Consider the following 19147-nt stretch of genomic DNA (forward strand, 5'->3'; position numbering starts at 1 on the left):
GGTTTGCGGGGGGCCCCGTTCCGCGTCGGAACGGGGCCACCGTCACACCCCCGACGGAGGGCAGTTCAGGAGCCGGCGGCCTCCGCCGCGGCGAGCAGGATGCAGGTGGCGACGCCGTCCATCGCGACGCGCACCTCGTCCAGCGGGGGCATCGTCGGCGCGAGGCGCAGGTTCCGGTCGTCCGGGTCCTGGTGGTACGGGAAGGTGGCGCCGGCCGGGGTGAGCGCGATGCCGGCCTCCTTGGCGAGCTGCACGACGCGCGCCGCGGTGCCCGGGACGACGTCGACGGAGACGAAGTAGCCGCCGTCGGGCCGGGTCCAGGTGGCGACGCCGGCGTCGCCGAGCCGCGCGTCGAGGATGTCGACGACGGCGCGGAACTTGGGCGCGAGGATCTCGCGGTGCTTGCGCATGTGGGCGCGCACGCCGGCGGCGTCGCGGAAGAACTGCGCGTGCCGGAGGTGGTTGACCTTGTCCGGGCCGATGGAGCGGATGCCGAGGTGCTTCGTGAACCAGGCGACGTTGGCGGGCGACGACGCGAAGAACGCGACGCCGGAGCCCGCCAGGGAGATCTTCGACGTCGACGCGTACAGGAGCACGCGGTCGGGGTTGCCGGCCTCGGCGGCGAGGTCGATCGCGTTCGCGGACTTCGTCTCGTGCTCCGTGAGGTGGTGCACCGCGTAGGCGTTGTCCCAGAAGATGCGGAAGTCGGGGGCGGCGGCGGGCATCGACACGAGGCGCCGGGCGACGGCCTCCGAGACGACCGAGCCGTCCGGGTTGGCGTACGTCGGCACGACCCACAGGCCCTTGATCGTCGGGTCGTCGGCGACGAGCGCGGCGACGGCCTCGGCGTCGGGGCCGTCGGGCGTCATGGGCACGGTGACCATGCGGATGCCCAGCTCCTCGCAGATCGCGAAGTGCCGGTCGTACCCGGGCACGGGGCAGACGAACGTGATCTGCTCCTCGCGGGACCAGGGGCGCTCGGAGCCCGGCACGCCGAACAGCAGGGCCTGCACGATCGTGTCGTACATCAGCGTCAGCGAGGCGTTCCCCTGCGCGAGGAGCTGGGCGACGGGCACGCCGAGCAGGTCGGCGAAGATCGCGCGCAGCTCGGGCAACCCGGCGAGGCCGCCGTAGTTGCGCGTGTCCGTGCCGTCCTCGGCCGTGTGGTGGCCCTCGCCGGGCAGGGCCAGCAGGGCCTCGGAGAGGTCGAGCTGCTCGGCGGACGGCTTGCCCCGCGTCAGGTCGAGCTTCAGGCCGCGGGCCTGCAGGTCGGCGTACTGGCAGCGCAGGTCGTCGAGCCTCTCGGCGAGGTCGGCGGCCTGGGCGGTCGGGGTGGTGGACGACGGCGCGGTGGAACCCTCGGTGCTCACCCCACGGACCATACCGGCCGCGGGTCGGGGGCGGCAGGGCGTCCCACGACGGCGGGGCGCCGGTTGCCGCGACCGGTCAGCGCCGGCGGTCGAGCGCCCGCGCGAGCCGGCCGAGCGAGAGGCGCATGAAGCCCCGCAGGGCGACCCCGACCAGCGGCGCGGTGGCGGCGCGGGGGAGCGGGCCGGCGAGGTAGGCCTCCTCCCACCACACGACGCGGCAGCGGCCGGCGTCCATCGGGACGACGTCGAAACCCGCCTCGCCGAGCAGCACCGGCCCGAGCTTGCGCAGCCGGGTGCGGCCGACGCGCGCCGCCGCGGTGGAGGGTCGTTCCAGCTGCTCCACGACCATCCGGTCGACGACCACGAGGCGTCCCAGCGCGGCACCGGGGTCGCGGCGCGCGCCCGGGCCGCTCGCCATCGTGTACCGGTCGCCGACCTCGGGGCCGGGCCCGGCCGTCCCGTCGAGCCGGGTGGCGACCATCCACCGCGGGTGGGTGCGCAGGTCCGCCACCCAGGCGAACGCGACGGACGCCTCCACCGGGACGACGCGTGCCACCTCGACGTGGTGGACGCGGGGCGTGGCGGGCGTCGTCACGAGCCGTCGTCCTCCGGGGTGCGGTCGCGCCCCTTGCGGCGCGGCAGCCACCGGCTCGGCGACGTGCGCCGGGCCGCGTCCAGCGCGCGCAGCGTCGGGACGTCGTCGCCGGGCTCGAGCACGAGCTCCACGACGCGGGGGAAGTGCTCGGGCGGCGGGCCGAACGCACGCCGCGACTGCGCGACGACGCCGTGGCCGAGCGCGCGCCCGCCCGCGATGCCCACGACGAACCCGACGCCGAACGGCAGCAGCCGACCGAGCGCGAGCGAGCCCTGCTTGGCGACCTGTCGCTTGAGGAACTGGCGGGCGAGCGTCTTGTTGACCCGCTTGATCGTCGTCTGCGGCATGGACGTGAGCAGCACCTTGCCCCACGCCACGGAGGAGCCGCCGATCGCGTTCTCGACGTCCTTCGCGCCCCGGTCGCCCAGCACGGTCGCCAGGAGCAGCGCGCGACGGCGCGGCACGTCGTCGATCTCGATGCCGTGCACGTCGGCGACGGCGAGCGCGAACGCCGCCGACGCCCCGAAGAACGTCGCCACGTCGCCCGTCGTGAGGGCCGTCGCGGCCGCCGTCCCGACCGACGGCGCCGCGGCCGCCGCGCCCACGGCGCCGCCCGCCGTGGCCAGCAGCGCCAGGTACTCCTTCTCCAGGATCCGCACGATCCCGGCCGGGTCGGCCTCGGGGTTGCGCGCCCGCAGGCGGTCCACGTGCTTGTGGATCGCGGCGGACGGGATCGTGACCGCCCGGTCGAGGAGCGCGTCGAGCAGCGGCGTCGGCCGGTACCGGGCCCACTCCTCGCGGCGCGTGGCCGGGTCCCGGACCTCGGTGACCTCGTCGCCCGTCCCGTCTCCCGGCACGTCCGGGCGCACGACCTCGTCGCCCGGCGCCGTGCCCTCGCCGCCCGTGCCCTCGCCACCCCTGCCGCGCCCTGTCACGACGCGGCTTCCTCCGCGTCGTCCTCCGCGTCGCCGGCCGGCTGCTCGAAGACCGCCGGCGGCACCAGGGCGCCCGCCTTGAGGGTACGGCCCACGGTGCAGGCCCGGTCGATCGAGCGCTGCGCCAGCAGCAGGGTCTTGTTCCGCGTGGCCTCGTCGAGCCCCGACAGGTCGATCTCGAAGCGCTCGGTGAGCACCGGGTAGCGGTCCTCGTCCATGTCCTTCGCGTCCTCGACCCGGATCACGGCCTCGTACGCCTCGCCGAGCACCCGGGCGAACTTCGTGTCGCTGCTCATCCCCGCGCACGCGGCCAGCGCGATCTTGAGCAGCTCGCCGGGCGTGAAGACGGCGCCCGCCTCCACGGGGCCGATCTCCACGCTCGCGCCGCGGGCGGTGTGCCCGCGGTAGGTGCGGTTGCCGGTGCGCTCCACCCACAGCGGGTCGGTGGGCGACGGCGTCACGGGGGCTGCGGTGTCGGGCGCGGTGCTCTGGTCCGTCATGAGGCGATCCTCCCACTGGTCTCGCGATGGTCGCCCGGGGGTGTCCGGGCGGTCCGGAGAAGAACGTGCGGGCATGGTGGGAGATTCCGGTGTGACCCTGATCACCGCCGGGGGCCTGTCACGGACCGCCGCCGTCCTCGGTCGACAGGGTGTCGGGCGGCCATCGGGCCGCCCGCCGCAGGGACACCTCAGAAGCACCGCAGAGAGGACAGGCTCATGAAGATCGTGGTCGTCGGTGGGACAGGACTGATCGGGACGCAGGTCATCGCACACCTCACGGAGGCCGGGCACGACGCGGTCGCCGCTGCGCCCAGCACGGGCGTGGACACCCTGACCGGCGAGGGCGTGGACGCGGCGCTCGCGGGCGCCGACGTCGTCGTGGACGTGTCGAACTCGCCGTCGTTCGCGGACGACGACGTGCTGCGCTTCTTCACGACGTCGACGCGCACGCTGCTCGACGCCGAGAAGCGCGCGGGCGTGCGGCACCACGTCGCGCTCTCGATCGTGGGCGCCGACCGCAACCCGGACTCCGGGTACCTGCGGGCCAAGGTGGCGCAGGAGGAGCTGATCCGCTCCGGCGGCGTCCCGTGGACGGTCGTGCGCGCCACGCAGTTCTTCGAGTTCGCGCCGCGGATCGCCGACGGCGCCACGGTCGACGGCGTGGTGCGCATCCCGCCCGTCGGGTTCCAGCCGATCGCGTCGGCGGACGTGGCGCGGTTCGTGGCCGAGGCGGCCGCGGGGGAGCCGCGCGACGGCGTGCTCGACGTCGCCGGACCGGAGCGGGTGCGGTTCGACGAGTTCATCGCCGGCGCGCTCGGGGCGTCGGGAGACGCCCGCGAGGTGGTGGCCGACCCGGCCGCGCCGTACTTCGGGGCCGTGCTCGCCGACGACTCGATCGTGCCGCGGGGCGACGCCCGGATCGGCGCCGTGACGTACGCGGACTTCGCCGGGGCACGGGCGTAGCGTTGGCCGCATGACGTCGCGTCCCGACGCGCCCGAGCGCCCCGGCCCCCTCGACGACACCGAGGGCGCCGGGGCGCTCGACGCGTTCCTCGCCGTCCGGCCGCGGCTGTTCGGCATCGCCTACCGGATGCTCGGGGGCGTCGCGGAGGCGGAGGACGTCGTGCAGGACGCCTGGCTCCGCTGGCAGGGCACGGACCGCGACCAGGTCCGGAACCCGGCGGCCTTCCTCACGACCGTGACGACGCGGCTCGCGATCAACGCGGCGACGTCGGCCCGCGCCCGGCGGGAGACGTACGTCGGGCCGTGGCTCCCCGAGCCGGTCGACACCTCCGACGACCCGGCGCTGGGTGCGGAGCGGGCCGAGGCCCTCGAGCTCGCGACCCTGCTGCTCATGGAGCGGCTCACGCCGGTGGAACGCGCCGTGTACGTGCTGCGGGAGGCGTTCGGCTACCCGTACGGGCGGATCGCGGAGATCCTCGACCTCACCGAGGCGAACGCGCGCCAGCTCGCCCGCCGGTCGCGCGACCGGCTCGGCACGCGCGAGGCGGTGCCCGTCGACCCCGGCGAGCACCGGCGCCTGCTCGACGAGCTCGTGGCGGCAGCGCACGAGGGCGACCTCGCGCGCTTCGAGCGCTACCTGGCCGACGACGTCGTCGCACGGCCCGACGGCGGCGGGCGGGTGCACGCGTCGCGCGTCGAGCTCGTCGGCCTCGCGCGGGTGTCGCTCTTCCTCGACAACGTGTGGCGCAAGTTCTGGGGCGCCGGCACGGTGCGCGCCGTCGAGGCGAACGGCCTGCCCGCCGTCGTGGTCGACCTGGACGGCGCGCCGTTCGCGCTCCTCGCGCTCGACGTCGTCGACGGCCGCGTCGAGCACGTGTATGTCCAGGTCAACCCCGACAAGCTGGCGGGCTACGCCACGGCCTCCTGAGCGGAGTCGTCCTGAGCGGCCCTCGCTTCGTCGTCGGGCGTGTCGTCGGGCGTGGTGGCCGCGGCGAACGCGGCGCGGGGCGTCTGCACCGACGCGAGGGAGACGACGTCGCGCCCGAAGGCCGCGGCGGTGAGCCAGACCGCGAGCACGCGGGCCTTGCGCTCCCACGTCGGGACGGCGAGCAGGTGGTAGCCGCGGTGGACGAGCCACGCGAGCCGGCCGCGCACCACGATCCCGCGGGACTGGAAGATGCCCGACCCCAGCCCCAGCGTGGCGATGACGCCGAGGCTGCCGTGCACGTAGGGCCGCGTGGGGCGCCCGTGCAGGCTCGCGACGAGGTTGCGCGCCAGGCGCCGGCCCTGCCGGACGGCGTGCTGCGCGTTGGGCACGGCCAGCGCGCCGGGCCGCGCGACGGCCAGGTCGGGCACGGCGGCGCCGTCGCCCGCGGCCCACGCGTCGTCCACGGGGGAGTCGTCGGTGCCGACCCGGAGGTCGGGCCGCACGACGACGAAGCCGCGGCGGTCCACCGGCAGGTCGGTGTGCGTCGCGACCACCGGGTTCGCGGCGTTGCCCGCCGTCCACACCAGCAGCCCGGACGCGAACTCCTCGCCGGTCGAGAGGCGGACGACGCCGTCGACCGCGGACTCCATGCCCGTGCCGAGGTGCACGTGCCCGCCGCGGCGCTCGAGCTGCTCCACGACCCACCGGCCCGGGCGGTCCGTCACCTCCGGCAGGATGCGGTCGCTCAGCTCCACGAGGTGGAACCGCAGCTCGGCGGCGTCGATCTCCGGGTACCGGGGGAGCAGGTCGTGCGCGAGCGACAGCAGCTCGCCGAAGCCCTCGACGCCGGAGAACCCGCCGCCGACGAACGTGACGGTCAGCAGCCGCTCCCGCTCCGGCCCGTGCGGCAGGCTCGCCGCCCGGTCGAACGACGTCAGCAGCCGGTCGCGGATGGCGACCGCCTCCTCGACGTGCTTCATCCCGATGGCGTGCTCCGCGACGCCGGGGACGGGGAAGACGCGCGTCACCGCGCCCGCCGTCACCACGACCGTGTCGTAGCGCAGGCGGTACGTCTCGCCCGAGCGGGGCCGCACGACCACCGTCCGGTCCGCGTGGTCCACGCGCACCACCGACCCGTCGACCAGCCGTGTGCGGCGCAGGTGGCTGCGGTGGGCCACCGCCGCGTGCCGCGCCTCGACGGACCCGGCCACCACCTCCGGCAGGAACGGCTGGTACGTCATGTACGGGCGCGGGTCGACGAGCACCAGCTCCACCTCCCCGCGCCGCAGCTCCCGCCGCAGGCCCTTCTCCAGCTCCCGGGCCGTCGTGAAGCCCGCGTAGCCGCCACCGACGATCACGATGCGTCGCATCACTGCCTCCTGTGCCGCGCCCGTCGGGCGCTCTCACCACGTCGACCGCGCAGCGGCTCGTGGCGTGACGGAGGCGGGGTGTGACGTCCGAGACGTCGGCGCGGCAGTTCCGGCTCAGGGCGGCAGCTCGAACTGCCGACCCGAACTCGGACTGCCGCCGTGGACGCCGGTCCGGGCTCCGCTGCGACGCGCCGTCGCGGCGCCGCCGGCGGTGTCGCGAGGGTCGTAGGGTTGCCGCATGGCTGCGATCCCCACCCCCTACGAGGACCTGCTCCGCGACGTGCTGGAGCACGGCACGCACAAGGAGGACCGCACGGGGACGGGCACGCGCAGCGTGTTCGGGCGCCAGCTCCGCTACGACCTGCAGCAGGGGTTCCCGTTGATCACGACCAAGCGGGTGCACCTCAAGTCGATCGCGTACGAGCTGCTCTGGTTCCTGCGCGGCGACTCCAACGTGGGGTGGCTGCAGGAGCACGGCGTGACGATCTGGGACGAGTGGGCGTCGCCGGAGGGCGAGCTGGGCCCGGTGTACGGCGTGCAGTGGCGGTCGTGGCCGACGCCGGACGGGCAGCACGTCGACCAGATCGCGGGCGTGATCGACCAGATCAAGGTCGACCCGGACTCGCGCCGCCTCATCGTGAGCGCGTGGAACGTGGCCGAGCTCGCGGACATGGCGCTGCCGCCCTGCCACCTGCTGTTCCAGTTCTACGTCGCGGACGGGAAGCTGAGCTGCCAGCTCTACCAGCGCTCCGCCGACCTGTTCCTCGGCGTGCCGTTCAACATCGCCTCGTACGCGCTGCTCACGCACATGGTGGCCGCGCAGACCGGCCTCGAGGTGGGGGAGTTCGTCTGGACGGGCGGCGACTGCCACGTCTACGACAACCACGTCGAGCAGGTCCGCACCCAGCTGGAGCGCGACCCGTACCCCTACCCGACGCTCCGCCTCGCGCCGCGCGACTCGATCTTCGACTACGCGTACGAGGACATCGAGGTGCTCGGCTACCAGCACCACCCGGGCATCAAGGCCCCGGTCGCCGTCTGACCCCGGCGACGACGTGATCGGTCTGATCTGGGCCCAGGCTCGCGACGCCGCGGGCCGGCCCGTCATCGGCGCCGCGGGCGAGATCCCCTGGCGCGTGCCGGAGGACTTCGCGCACTTCAAGGCGACGACCGCGGGGCACCCCGTCGTCATGGGGCGCCGCACCTGGGAGTCGCTGCCGCGCCGCCCGCTGCCGGGGCGCACCAACGTCGTCGTGACGCGGCGGCCCGGCTGGTCCGCCGACGGCGCGGTCGCCGCCGCCTCGATCGACGGCGCCCTGGCGCTCGCCGCCGCGGCCCCCGGCGGGGACGAGGTCTGGGTGATGGGCGGCGGCGAGGTCTACGCCGCGACCCTGGCGCTCGCCGACCGGCTCGTCGTCACCGAGATCGACCTGGCGGTCGAGGGCGACGCGTTCGCCCCCGCCGTCGATGCGCTGACCTGGGAGATCGCCGACGACGGCGCGTGGGCGACGTCGTCCGGCCCGGGCACCCTGCGCCATCGCGTGCGCACGTACACGCCCGTCCGCGCGAGGTGAGTCGAGCCGTGCCGAGGTAGTACCGGTTCCCGGTGCCCCGGTACTACCTCGCCGTGACCGGTACCACCTCGCCGTGACCGGTACTCCCTCGGCGCGGGGCCTGCTGTCTCGCGCCGCGACGGGTGCTGCCCTGGGCGGTCTTGCGCTCCCTCGGCGGGCGCCAGATCACGATCTCGACACCGATCGGTGGAAGGCGCTTGCCGATTCCGGGACCTGTCCGGTACCTTTCCGAGAAACCGGTTACCGGCGCGTTTCACCAGGAGCGCGGACAGCTCGAGGACGAGCAGAGGGGCACGCCAATGGTGGTTGTGATGAACGAGGGGACGGCGCGATGAGCGCGGTCACCGCCGCGAAGACCGCGGCTCCGACGACGCCGACGTCCGGTGGCAGCGTGCCCGCGCCCCCGCGCCGCAAGCGCGTGCCGGCGCTGTGGAAGCACAAGGCGCTCTACCTCATGGCAGTCCCGGGGATCCTGTACTTCATCCTCTTCAAGTACGCGCCCATGGGCGGGCTCGTCATCGCCTTCCAGGACTACCTGCCGTTCCTCGGCATCGGCGGCAGCCCGTGGGTCGGCTTCGACCACTTCGTGCGCTTCTTCTCCGAGGACACGTTCTACGTCCTGCTGCGCAACACCCTGATGATCTCGCTGGGGATGCTGATCTTCTCGTTCCCGGTGCCGGTCATCCTGGCGCTGCTGCTCAACGAGGTCCGCACGAAGTGGTTCCAGCGCAGCATCCAGTCGGTCGTCTACCTGCCGCACTTCCTGTCGTGGGTGATCGTCGTCTCGATCTTCTACGTGCTCCTCACGACCGACGGCGGGTCCGTCAACAACCTGCTGGTCTCGTGGGGCTTCGACCCGGTCCCGTTCCTCACCGATCCCGACTGGCTCCGGCCGATGTACATCTTCCAGGAGATCTGGAAGGGCGCCGGCTGGGGCACCATCGTCTACCTCGCCGCGATGACCGCGGTCGACGTCCAGCTCTACGAGGCGTCCGAGCTCGACGGCGCGGGCCGGATGCGCCAGGCCTGGCACATCACGCTGCCGGCCATCCGGCCCACCATCATCGTGATGTTCATCCTCGCCATCGGCGACTTCCTGGAGCTCGGCTTCGAGCACATGTTCCTCGTGATGAACTCCCTGAACCGCGACGTCGCCGACATCTTCGACACCTACGTGTACACGGCGGGCATCGAGAACGGGCAGCTCAGCTACGCGGCCGCCGTCGGCCTGTTCAAGGGTCTCGTCGGCCTCGTCCTCGTGGTCTTCGCCAACCGCCTCGCCAAGCGGTTCGGCGAGGAGGGCGTCTACTGATGTTCTCCTTCGAGGGCTTCGTGCGGATCGACGCGATCTGTCGCGGCATCTTCCGGGTCGCGGCCCTGAGCGTGCTGTGGCTGGCGACGACGATCCTCGGGCTCGGCCTGCTCGGGTTCGGCCCGGCGTCGTACGCGACGGCGAAGTCCGTGGACCGCTGGCTGCGGCACGGCGAGACGCCGCCGCTCGCGCGCACGTTCGTGGCCGACGTCCGCGAGCGGACGGGCGAGGCGATGCTCGCCGGTGCGATCGTCCTCGGCGCGGGCGGCGTGATCGTCACCAACGTCTTCCTCGCCCCGACGTGGATCCTGCAGGCGGTCAACGTGCTGGCGCTCGTCGTGCTCGGTGTCGCCGCCGCCTACGTCTTCCCCGTCATGGCCGCCACCGACATCGCCACGACGGGGCGCCGGTTCGCCGCAGCGCTGCTCATCGGCTTCGGCTCGCTGCACTGGACGATCATCGGCGCCGCCGCCGTCGGCGCGGCCTGGTGGCTGCTGTGGACGTACGCCACCCCGCTGCTCCTGCTCTTCGGGGCCGGGCTCCCGGCGTTCGTCGTCGGTCTGGTCACCCGCATCGTCTTCCGCCCCCTGGAGGAGTCCCCGGAGGCCCCGGGCTCCACCCACCGTTCCTTGCACCACCCGATGATCTCGCCTGCGACGGAGCAGGTGTCATGAGAGGAGCAGTACCCATGCGCAAGACCCTGTTCGCCAAGGGTGCGGCCGCGGCCGCGGTGGCCGCGCTCGCGCTCACCGCTTGCGGCAGCAACGGTTCGGGCGACGACGACGGCGGCACGGCCGACGACAGCCCGATCACCTGGATGTCGATGCTGCACACCCCCGTGACGCCGGACGCGGACGGCCCGATCCAGACGGCCCTGGAGGAGTACACCGGCCAGGAGTTCAAGATGCAGTGGGTCCCGGACGCGTCGAAGGAGGAGAAGATCAACTCCGCCCTCGCGTCCGGCCAGCTCGCCGACATCGTGTCGCTGACGGTCACCGACAGCACGACCGTGCGCCAGGCGCTCAAGGCCGGGCAGTTCTGGGACGTGGAGCCCTTCCTGAAGGACTTCCCGAACCTGGCGAAGATCGACCCCGACACCCTCGAGGCCGCCAAGCTGGACGGCAAGCTCTACGGGGTCCCGTTCCAGAAGATCAAGGCGCGCTACGGGGTCGTCGTCCGCCAGGACTGGCTGGACAACCTGGGCCTGGAGACGCCGCACACGATCGAGGACCTGGAGAAGGTCGCCGTCGCGTTCACGAAGGACGACCCGGACGGCAACGGCAAGGACGACACCACCGGGTTCATCGACCGCGAGGAGAGCTTCCTCGTCGGCTTCCGCTCGCTGACCGGGTACTTCGGCGCGGGCGACAAGTTCTCCGTCGACGACTCGGGACAGGTCCACGCCGCGTTCGCCAGCGACGAGTTCAAGCAGGCGATGGAGTGGTACCGCGGCGTGTACGAGCAGGGCGCGGTCAACCAGGAGTTCGTCACGGTCCAGAAGACGAACCAGCAGGACGCCATCGCGCGCGGCAAGGGCGGCATCGTCGTCACGGGCCTGTTCGAGGCGAAGAACTACGTGGCCCTCGCCGAGAGTGCCGACCCGAAGACGCCGATGAAGTGGGCGCTCATCAACGACATCACCCACGACGGCCAGCCGCACCACATCATCACCGACACCGGTGGCGGCATGGGCGGCTGGCTCGCCCTGCCGAAGTCCGAGGTGAAGGACGAGGCCGAGGTCAAGAAGGTGCTCGGCTTCCTCGACAAGCTCCTCGACGAGGAGCCGTTCGGTCTCATGACCAACGGCATCGAGGGCACGCACTACTCGATCGACGGCGACGGCGTCGTCACGATCGAGGACCAGACCGCCTGGGAGCAGGAGGTGCAGCCGTACTCCTCCTCGCGCCCGTCGGAGAAGGTGACGACCTTCAAGAGCTCGTCGCCGTACGTGGACGAGGCCAACGAGAAGATGGCCGCGCAGGAGCCGGACGCCGTCATCAACCCGACGCAGTCGCTGAGCTCGGAGACCTTCGACCGTCAGTGGTCGACGATCGAGGACAAGGCGATGGACGCCTACAACCGCTACCTCACGGGCCAGATCGAGATGGCCGACTACGAGGCGGTCGTCGAGGACCTGCGCGGCCAGGGCCTGGACGACATCGAGGCGGAGTTCACCGCGGCCTACGCCAAGGTGAACGGCTGACCTTCCCGACGCGGTGAGCGGGCGTCCGGCCCCCGAGAAGGCTGGACGCCCGCCCGCCGCACCAGGCACCACCGAGAGGCAACACGTGCACACCCTCGACGAGACCCTCGCGACGACGACCCTGCAGGCCGCGATCGACGACGCCGCGGCGTCGGGCGGCGGCACTGTGGTGGTGCCCGCCGGGACCCACCGCACGGGCGCCCTGCGCCTGCGCTCGCACGTCGAGCTGCACCTCGAGGCGGGCGCGCGGCTCGAGTTCGTGCCCGACCCCGCGCTCTACCCGCCGGTCGAGGCCCGCTGGGAGGGAGCCAGCTCCACCATCCACCAGCCGTGCGTCTACGCGCACGGCGAGACCGACGTCGCGATCACCGGCCGCGGCACGATCGACGGCGGCGGCGCGGCCTGGTGGGACACGTTCCGCCACGACCGGGAGTCCCTCGCGCACCCGCGGCCCACGCTCGTCGGGATCCACGAGTGCACCCGGGTGACGATCCGCGACGTCACCCTCACGAACTCTCCCGCCTGGACCGTCCACCCGCTGCTGTGCGAAGACGTGAGCGTGTCCGGGGTGCGGATCCACAACCCCGCCGACTCGCCCAACACGGACGGCATCAACCCGGAGTCGTGCCGGAACGTGCGGATCAGCGACTGCCACATCGACGTCGGCGACGACTGCATCGCGATCAAGGCGGGCACCGAGCGCACCGCCGAGCGCGTGCCGTGCGAGAACATCACGATCACCGGCTGCACGATGGTGCACGGCCACGGCGGCGTGGTGCTCGGCAGCGAGATGAGCGGCGGCATCCGCAACGTCGTCATCACCGGCTGCGTGTTCTCCGGCACCGACCGCGGGATCCGGCTGAAGTCGCGCCGGGGGCGCGGCGGCGTCGTCGAGGACGTGCGCGTGGCGAACGTGATCATGGACGGGGTGCTGTGCCCGTTCGTGATCAACCCCTTCTACTTCTGCGGGCCCGACGGCAAGGAGCCGTGGGTCGGCGACCGGTCGCCGCACCCGGTGGACGACCGGACGCCCGCGTTCCGCCGGATCCACCTGGCCCATGTGACCGCCCGCGGGGTGCACGCCGCGGCGGCGCACCTGTACGGGCTGCCCGAGGCGCCGCTCAGCGAGATCACCCTCGACGACGTGGCGATCTCGTTCGCCGAGGACGCCGAGCCGGGCGTCCCCGCGATGGCGGCGGGCGTCGAGGCGGTGGCGCGGGCGGGCATCCGCGTCGGGTACCTGGCCGACTCCGCCTTCACCCGGGTGCGGGTGGTCGGGGCGGTCGGCCCCGAGGTGACGGCCGAGGCGAGCCCGACGCTGCGGCTCACCGACGTGACCGGCCGGATCGAGCGGGACGACACCGGCGTCTCCCGCGCGTCGAGCACGCCTGCGACGGAGCAGGCGACACGAGAGGAGCACCTCGCATGAGGAAGAACCTGTTCGTCAGGGGAGCGGCGGCGGCCGCGGTGGCCGCGCTCGCGCTGACCGCGTGCGGCAGCAACGGTTCGGGCGACGAGGGGGGCGAGGGCGGCGGCCCCATCACGTGGATGGCGACCCTGCACACGCCCGTGACGCCGGACGAGGGCGGCCCGATCCAGACCGCGCTGGAGGAGCACACCGGCGAGGACTTCAAGATCCAGTGGGTGCCGGCAGCCTCGTCGGCGGAGAAGCTCAACGCGGCGCTCTCGTCGGGCGCGCTCGCCGACATGGTGTCGATGGCGCCGGTCGACAGCTCGACCGTGCGGCAGTCGCTGACGTCGGGGATGTTCTGGGACGTGGAGCCCTATCTCGAGGAGTTCCCGAACCTCGCGAAGATCGACCCGCAGACGCTCGACGCGGCCCGCCTGGACGGCAAGCTCTACGGGGTCCCGTTCCAGAAGATCAAGGCGCGCTACGGGGTCGTCGTCCGCCAGGACTGGCTGGACAACCTGGGCCTGGAGACGCCGCACACGATCGAGGACCTGGAGAAGGTCGCGGTGGCGTTCACGAAGGACGACCCGGACGGCAACGGCAAGGACGACACCACCGGGTTCATCGACCGCGAGGAGAGCTTCGATCTGGGCTTCCGGTCCCTGTCGGGGTACTTCGGCGCCGGCGACGACTTCGAGGTGGACGACGCCGGGCAGGTGCGCTCGACGCTCGACGGCGACGCCTTCAAGCAGGCGATGGAGTGGTACCGCGGCGTGTACGAGCAGGGCGCGGTGAACCAGGAGTTCGTCACGATGCAGAAGACGAACCAGCAGGACGCCATCGCGCGCGGCAAGGGCGGCATCGTGGTCACGGGCCTGTTCGAGGCCAAGGGGTACCTCGCGCTCGCGCAGGACGCGGACCCGGAGACGCCCATGAAGTGGGCGCTCGTCAACGACATGACCTACCAGGACGTGCCCCGGCGGATCCTCACCGACACGGCCGGTGGGCTCGGCGGCTGGCTGTCCTTCCCCACGTCGGAGGTGAAGGACGAGGCCGAGCTGAAGCGGGTGCTCGGGTTCGCCGACAAGCTGCTGGACGAGGAGGCGTTCGGCCTCATGACCAACGGCGTCGAGGGCACGCACTTCTCGCAGGACGCCGACGGCGTGGTGACGATCGAGGACCAGACCGCCTGGGAGCAGGAGGTGCAGCCGTACTCGTCGTCGCGCCTGTCCGAGAAGGTCGTGACCTACAAGAGCACCGAGCCGTACGTCGACGAGGGCAACGAGAAGATGCTCGAGAACGAGCAGTACGCCGTCGTCAACCCGACGCAGTCCCTGTCCTCCGAGGCCTACGACCGGCAGTGGACCACGGTCCACGACGCGGCCAAGGACGCCTACAACAAGTACGTCGTGGGCCAGATCGAGATGGCGGACTACGAGGCCGCCATCGAGAAGCTCCGCGGCCAGGGCCTGGGCGACATCGAGCAGGAGCTCACGGCTGCGTACGCCGAGGTGAACGGCTGACATGGCCATGACCGAGACGCCCGCCCGCCGCGACGCCGGCGACGCCGCGCCCGAGCCCGCCGGTCCGGCTGGCACGATCCGGCGCACCGTCGAGCTCTGGGTGGCCGGGGTGGCGGCGGCCCTGACGACGCTCTCCCTCGGCGCGTTCACCCTCGTGGTGAACGGCGTCGACGAGGCGACGTTCGCCCACAGCCTCTACCCGTTGCTCGCCGACGGCGGCGTCGCCGGCGCGGCGGGCGTCCCGGTCGACGCGGCCTACGAGGCCACGCGCACGCTCGCGGCGTGGTTCAGCCTCACCGTGCCGGTCGTGCTCGGGCTCACCGTCGTCGGCTTCGCGCTCGCGCGCCGCCGCCCCGCCCGACGGACGACCGGGTGGTGGTTCCTCGCCGCCGGGCTCGCCTGCCTCCTCGGCAGCCAGCTCCTGCTGTACCCGATCGCCTTCGGCTTCTTCGTCACCGCGGGCCTCTTCGCCCTGCGCACGACCGACCAGCATTCCGACCAGCCCCGAACCGGGAGTTCCAGATGAGCAAGATCGCCGCGGCAGCACCCGCCGCACGGCCCCTCCGCAGCACGGGCCGGACCCGCAAGCCCTCGGTCGGGGTGCGCGTCTTCCAGGTCGTCAACGTGGTCGTCCTCACCGGCTTCGCGCTGCTGTGCCTGATCCCGTTCCTCAACGTGCTGGGCAGCTCGCTCGCCACCCCGGGCGAGATCGCCACCCGGCCGTTCATCCTCGTCCCGCACACGTTCACGCTCGACGCGTACCGGTACATCCTGTCGACGTCGACGATCTTCCAGGCGATGGGGGTCTCCGTCGTCGTCACCGTGGGCGGGACGTTCCTCAGCCTGCTGGTCACGGCGCTCATGGCGTACGCGCTGTCCAAGCGCTACCTCAAGGGCCGGCGGGTGATCAACTTCCTCGTCGTGTTCACGATGCTGTTCAGCGGCGGCATGATCCCCACGTTCATCGTGGTGCAGAAGCTGGGGCTCATCGACTCGCTGTGGTCGCTGATCCTCCCGGTGCTGATCAACGCGTTCAACTTCGTCATCATGCGCAGCTTCTTCCAGGGCATCCCGGACAGCCTGGAGGAGGCCGCGCGCATCGACGGCTGCTCCGACCTGGGGGTCTTCCTGCGGATCGTGCTGCCGCTGTCGCTGGCGTCGATCGCGACCATCGGCCTCTTCTACGCCGTGTACTACTGGAACACGTACCAGGCGGCCATCCTCTACATCAACGACTCTGAGAAGTGGCCCATCCAGGTGCTGCTGCGTCAGATCGTCATCGTCGCGTCCGGCATGAACGCGGACGAGAGCGCCGTCGACGTCGTCCCGCCCGCCCAGTCGGTGAAGATGGCGGTGATCTTCGTCGCGACGCTGCCGATGCTGCTGGTGTACCCGTTCATCCAGCGGTTCTTCGTCAAGGGCGCGCTGATCGGCTCGGTCAAGGGCTGACCCGATCGGGTGGTGTCAGCGGGCGTAGGCCGCGTGGAACGTCCACCGCGGGTCGAGCGTCTCGCCGAAGCCCTGCGACTGGACGGCGAGGGTGCCGTCGTCGGCCAGGGCCAGGCGGAGCCGGAGCGTGGCCAGCTCGTCGCCGTGGGTCCCCGCGCGCACGTCGAGGACGCCGGGGCCCGACCAGCCGGCGGTGACGACCGCCGGCTCGTCGCCGATCCGGGTCGTCAGCGGGTCGGCCGTGCCCAGCGCGATCGACCAGCCGTCGGACGACGCGATCGTGCCCCCGGCCGCGTCGACGTCGAGCGTGAGGTCCGCCGGACCCGAGCCCGGGGTGCGGCCGGCCCAGGTGCCGGCCAGCGGGCGCGCGTGCGCGGCGTCGTGCCCCGGCATGGGCCAGACGAGCGTCGTGACGGCGGCCCCCGCCGGGGGCGCGTCGGCCTCCCCGCCCGCCCGCACCAGCTCGCGCGCGGACCCGACGAGGTGGTCGAGGACGAGGTCGAGCAGCTTCTGGTCGCCGCTCGCCGCGGCCTGCGAGTCGGCGGTGACGACCACGGTGACCCGCAGCTCGGGGTCGCCGTAGACGATCTGCCCGCCCATCCCGAACATCAGCCAGCCGCCGGCGGGCGGCAGCCACAGCTGGTACCCGTACGCCGCGCGGAACGGCCCGCCCCAGGTCTGCGTGGCGGGGTCCGACTGCGGTGACGTCGCGGCCGCGAGGAACTCGCCCGGGAGCAGCCGCGCGCCGTCGTGCACGCCGCCGTCGTTGAGCAGCCGGGCCAGGCGGGCCAGGTCGTCGGGCGTGCAGATCAGGCCGGAGCCGCCGTGGCTGAAGCCGTCCGGGCCGGGCAGGAAGCGTAGGCCGGGGGAGATGCCGAGCGGGTCGAGCACCCGCGGGCGCAGGTAGTCGGCGAGCGTGCCGCCCGTGGTCCGCTCCACGAGCGCGGCCAGCGTGTACGACGCGCTGGTGTCGTACGTGAACAGGGTGCCCGGCGGGTGCGTGGGCTCGACGCGGAAGTACGACTCCAGCCAGCCGCCCCCGCGCACCTTGTACGTCGTCGAACGGTGCGGGCCGACCATCGCGAGCATGTGCCGCAGCGTCGTGGCCTCGAGCCACGGGTGGACGGGGTGGCCGTCGACCAGGTCCGGGAAGTGCTTCACCACGGGGTCGTCGAGGGAGACGCGCCCCTCCGCGGCGAGGAGCCCGATGGCCAGGCCCGTGACCGTCTTGGACACCGAGTACATCCGCTGCGGGACGTCGTGGCCGCGGGTCGGGGCGGCGGCGGAGACAGGTCGGTCGTCGCCCACGCGCACGTCGACGGTGTGCAGGGCGATGTCGAGCGCGGCGGCGCGCTCGACGAGCGGGTCCAGGATCATGACGCCAGCCTAGTAACCGCTTTCCCGTCGTGGCCAGGGCCCTCGCCGCACCCGACGGGTCGCGGCGAGGGCCTGCGGCTCAGGTCAGGTCGCGGACTGCGGCGTACTGCTCGCGGACGACCGGGTGCGGGTCGGCGTCGAGGGTCGTGGCGACCGTCGTCGACCAGGCCGGCGCGGCGAGGTCCGGGGAGGTCGCGGCCGCGAGCACCCACGCGGCCTGGCGCGCGGCGCCGTCGGCCACGTACTCGCCCGGCTCGGGCACGCCGATCGCGAGGCCGAAGACCTGCGTCGCGACCTGCTGCACCGCGGGGGACTGGGCGGCGCCGCCGATGAGCATGACGCGCTCGATGGGCACGCCCTGGGCGCGCAGCGCGTCGAGGCCGTCGGCCAGGCCGCAGAGCATGCCCTCCACGTAGGCGCGCGCGAGGTGCTCGCGGGTGGACGTCGCGAGGCGGACGCCGTGCAGGGTGCCGGTGGCGTCGGGACGGTTGGGGGTGCGCTCGCCCTCGAGGTACGGGACGAGGACGAGGCCGTCGGCGCCCGGGGGCGCGGCGAGCGCGAGGTCGGCGAGCTCGTGCACGTCGACGTCGAGCACCGCGCGGGCGGCGTCGAGCACGCGGGCGGCGTTGAGGGTGACGGCGAGCATGAGCGCGTTGCCGGTGGCGTCCGCGAAGCCGTTGATGGCGCCGGAGCCGTCGGCGGTGCGCGTCGGCGCCACCGCGGACACGACGCCCGACGTGCCGATCGAGATCGCGATGTCGCCAGGGGTCATGCCGAGCGCGAGGGCCGCGGCCGCGTTGTCGCCGGCGCCCGGCCCGATGAGGGCGCCGCCCTCGACGTCCGCGCCGGCGACCGACGCGTGCGCCACGCCGCCCGCCTCCGCCGGGCCGAGCACGCGGGGCAGCGTGACGTCGTCGCGCCCCAGGGCGAGCGTCAGCAGGTCGGGGCGGTACGCGCCCTTCCCGCCGTCGCCCTCTGCGTCGTAGTAGCCGGTGCCGGACGCGTCGGAGCGGTCCGTGACGAGCGCGTCGAGCCGCGGCCCGAGCGGCGACTCGCCCTCGGGGCCGTAGCCGGCGATGCGCCAGGTCAACCAGTCGTGGGGGAGAGCGACGGCGGCGACGCGCGCCGCGTTCTCGGGCTCGGCGTCGCGCAGCCAGCGCAGCTTGGTGACGGTGAGGGACGCGACGAGCACCGACCCGACGGCGTCGGCCCAGGCCTGCGCGCCGGCCTCGCGGTCGCCGTCGCCGAGCTCGGCGATCAGGTCCTCGGCCGCGGCGGCGGAGCGGGTGTCGTTCCAGAGGATGGCGTCGCGGACCACGCGGCCCTCGGCGTCGAGCGCGACGAGGCCGTGCTGCTGCCCCCCCACCGCGAGTGCGGCGACGTCGTCGAGGCCCCCGGCCTCCTGTGCCGCGGCGAGGAACGCGTCCCACCAGTGCTGCGGGTCGATCGACGTGCCGTCGGGGTGCTTGGCGGTGCCGGAGCGCACCAGGGCGCCGGTCTCGGCGTCGCGGACGACGATCTTGCAGGACTGCGTGGACGTGTCCACGCCGGCGACGAGGGGCATCGTTGCTTCCTTCTCGGGTCGTTCAGTGTCGTGGGTGGGATCGTGGCCCGGTTTGGGCACGCAAAAGGGCCAC

At 73.0% G+C, this 19147-nt stretch carries 18 protein-coding genes; 11 read left to right on the forward strand and 7 right to left on the reverse strand.

Going from position 1 to position 19147, the window contains the following annotated elements; genetic code table 11:
* Nucleotides 1-65: 65 nt before the first annotated feature.
* The 4 genes from ACFQ8T_RS21370 to ACFQ8T_RS21385 form a co-directional block, all read right to left on the reverse strand.
* Nucleotides 66-1382: an aminotransferase class I/II-fold pyridoxal phosphate-dependent enzyme gene (locus tag ACFQ8T_RS21370; RefSeq protein ID WP_430548462.1), complete on the reverse strand. Its 1317-nt coding sequence runs from the start codon at nt 1380-1382 to the stop codon at nt 66-68.
* Between the two features lie 64 nt (nt 1383-1446).
* Nucleotides 1447-1965 (reverse strand): SRPBCC family protein, encoded by a 519-nt coding sequence (locus ACFQ8T_RS21375; protein ID WP_430548463.1) that lies wholly within the window; start codon nt 1963-1965, stop codon nt 1447-1449.
* Nucleotides 1962-2900 (reverse strand): hypothetical protein, encoded by a 939-nt coding sequence (locus ACFQ8T_RS21380; RefSeq protein ID WP_430548464.1) that lies wholly within the window; start codon nt 2898-2900, stop codon nt 1962-1964. The genes ACFQ8T_RS21375 and ACFQ8T_RS21380 overlap by 4 nt, the downstream gene beginning before the upstream one ends.
* Complete coding sequence (locus ACFQ8T_RS21385; RefSeq protein WP_430548465.1) at nt 2897-3400, reverse strand: OsmC family protein; 504 nt, start codon at nt 3398-3400, stop codon at nt 2897-2899. Before ACFQ8T_RS21385 ends, ACFQ8T_RS21380 begins: the two co-directional genes overlap by 4 nt.
* Nucleotides 3401-3616: 216 nt before the next feature.
* On the opposite strand from ACFQ8T_RS21385, the gene ACFQ8T_RS21390 reads away from it, so the two are divergent.
* Together ACFQ8T_RS21390 and sigJ are read left to right on the forward strand one after the other, a co-directional pair.
* Nucleotides 3617-4363, forward strand: coding sequence for an SDR family oxidoreductase (locus tag ACFQ8T_RS21390; protein WP_430548466.1), 747 nt, complete (start codon nt 3617-3619; stop codon nt 4361-4363).
* Nucleotides 4364-4373: 10 nt separating this feature from the next.
* Nucleotides 4374-5291: an RNA polymerase sigma factor SigJ gene (gene sigJ, locus ACFQ8T_RS21395; protein WP_430548467.1), complete on the forward strand. Its 918-nt coding sequence runs from the start codon at nt 4374-4376 to the stop codon at nt 5289-5291.
* Here the strand turns inward: sigJ and ACFQ8T_RS21400 are convergent.
* Entirely contained in the window at nt 5273-6661 is a 1389-nt protein-coding gene (locus tag ACFQ8T_RS21400) for an NAD(P)/FAD-dependent oxidoreductase (RefSeq protein WP_430548468.1), read from the reverse strand. The genes sigJ and ACFQ8T_RS21400 overlap by 19 nt on opposite strands.
* Nucleotides 6662-6899: 238 nt before the next feature.
* On the opposite strand from ACFQ8T_RS21400, the gene ACFQ8T_RS21405 reads away from it, so the two are divergent.
* The 9 genes from ACFQ8T_RS21405 to ACFQ8T_RS21445 all read left to right on the forward strand — a co-directional run bounded on the left by ACFQ8T_RS21405 (nt 6900) and on the right by ACFQ8T_RS21445 (nt 16133).
* On the forward strand, nt 6900-7703 hold the full coding sequence (locus ACFQ8T_RS21405; RefSeq protein WP_430548469.1) for a thymidylate synthase: 804 nt from the start codon (nt 6900-6902) through the stop codon (nt 7701-7703).
* 13 nt (nt 7704-7716) lie between these two features.
* The gene (locus ACFQ8T_RS21410; RefSeq protein WP_430548470.1) at nt 7717-8235 is read left to right on the forward strand and encodes a dihydrofolate reductase; all 519 of its coding nucleotides are present in this window, start codon (nt 7717-7719) and stop codon (nt 8233-8235) included.
* 331 nt (nt 8236-8566) lie between these two features.
* Nucleotides 8567-9547, forward strand: coding sequence for an ABC transporter permease (locus tag ACFQ8T_RS21415; RefSeq protein WP_430548471.1), 981 nt, complete (start codon nt 8567-8569; stop codon nt 9545-9547).
* Nucleotides 9547-10221 (forward strand): YesL family protein, encoded by a 675-nt coding sequence (locus ACFQ8T_RS21420; protein WP_430548472.1) that lies wholly within the window; start codon nt 9547-9549, stop codon nt 10219-10221. Before ACFQ8T_RS21415 ends, ACFQ8T_RS21420 begins: the two co-directional genes overlap by 1 nt.
* A gap of 14 nt (nt 10222-10235) precedes the next feature.
* Entirely contained in the window at nt 10236-11750 is a 1515-nt protein-coding gene (locus ACFQ8T_RS21425; RefSeq protein ID WP_430548473.1) for an extracellular solute-binding protein, read from the forward strand.
* Nucleotides 11751-11835: 85 nt separating this feature from the next.
* Nucleotides 11836-13179, forward strand: a complete 1344-nt coding sequence (locus ACFQ8T_RS21430) for a glycoside hydrolase family 28 protein (protein ID WP_430548474.1) — start codon at nt 11836-11838, stop codon at nt 13177-13179.
* Nucleotides 13176-14684: an extracellular solute-binding protein gene (locus ACFQ8T_RS21435; protein ID WP_430548475.1), complete on the forward strand. Its 1509-nt coding sequence runs from the start codon at nt 13176-13178 to the stop codon at nt 14682-14684. The genes ACFQ8T_RS21430 and ACFQ8T_RS21435 overlap by 4 nt, the downstream gene beginning before the upstream one ends.
* Nucleotides 14685-14691: 7 nt before the next feature.
* Nucleotides 14692-15210 carry a hypothetical protein gene (locus tag ACFQ8T_RS21440; protein WP_430548476.1) on the forward strand — a complete coding sequence of 173 codons (519 nt, stop codon included), beginning with the start codon at nt 14692-14694 and terminating at the stop codon, nt 15208-15210.
* Entirely contained in the window at nt 15207-16133 is a 927-nt protein-coding gene (locus tag ACFQ8T_RS21445; RefSeq protein ID WP_430548477.1) for a carbohydrate ABC transporter permease, read from the forward strand. Before ACFQ8T_RS21440 ends, ACFQ8T_RS21445 begins: the two co-directional genes overlap by 4 nt.
* 15 nt (nt 16134-16148) lie before the next feature.
* On the opposite strand, the gene ACFQ8T_RS21450 is transcribed toward ACFQ8T_RS21445, so the two are convergent.
* On the reverse strand, nt 16149-17510 hold the full coding sequence (locus tag ACFQ8T_RS21450; protein ID WP_430548478.1) for a serine hydrolase domain-containing protein: 1362 nt from the start codon (nt 17508-17510) through the stop codon (nt 16149-16151).
* A gap of 79 nt (nt 17511-17589) precedes the next feature.
* A complete protein-coding gene (locus ACFQ8T_RS21455) occupies nt 17590-19074 on the reverse strand; it encodes an FGGY family carbohydrate kinase (RefSeq protein ID WP_430548479.1) in 1485 nt (494 codons plus the stop codon).
* Nucleotides 19075-19147: the final 73 nt, after the last annotated feature.

Source organism: Isoptericola sp. NPDC056618 (assembly GCF_042792715.1).
Lineage (GTDB): Bacteria > Actinomycetota > Actinomycetes > Actinomycetales > Cellulomonadaceae > Isoptericola > Isoptericola nanjingensis.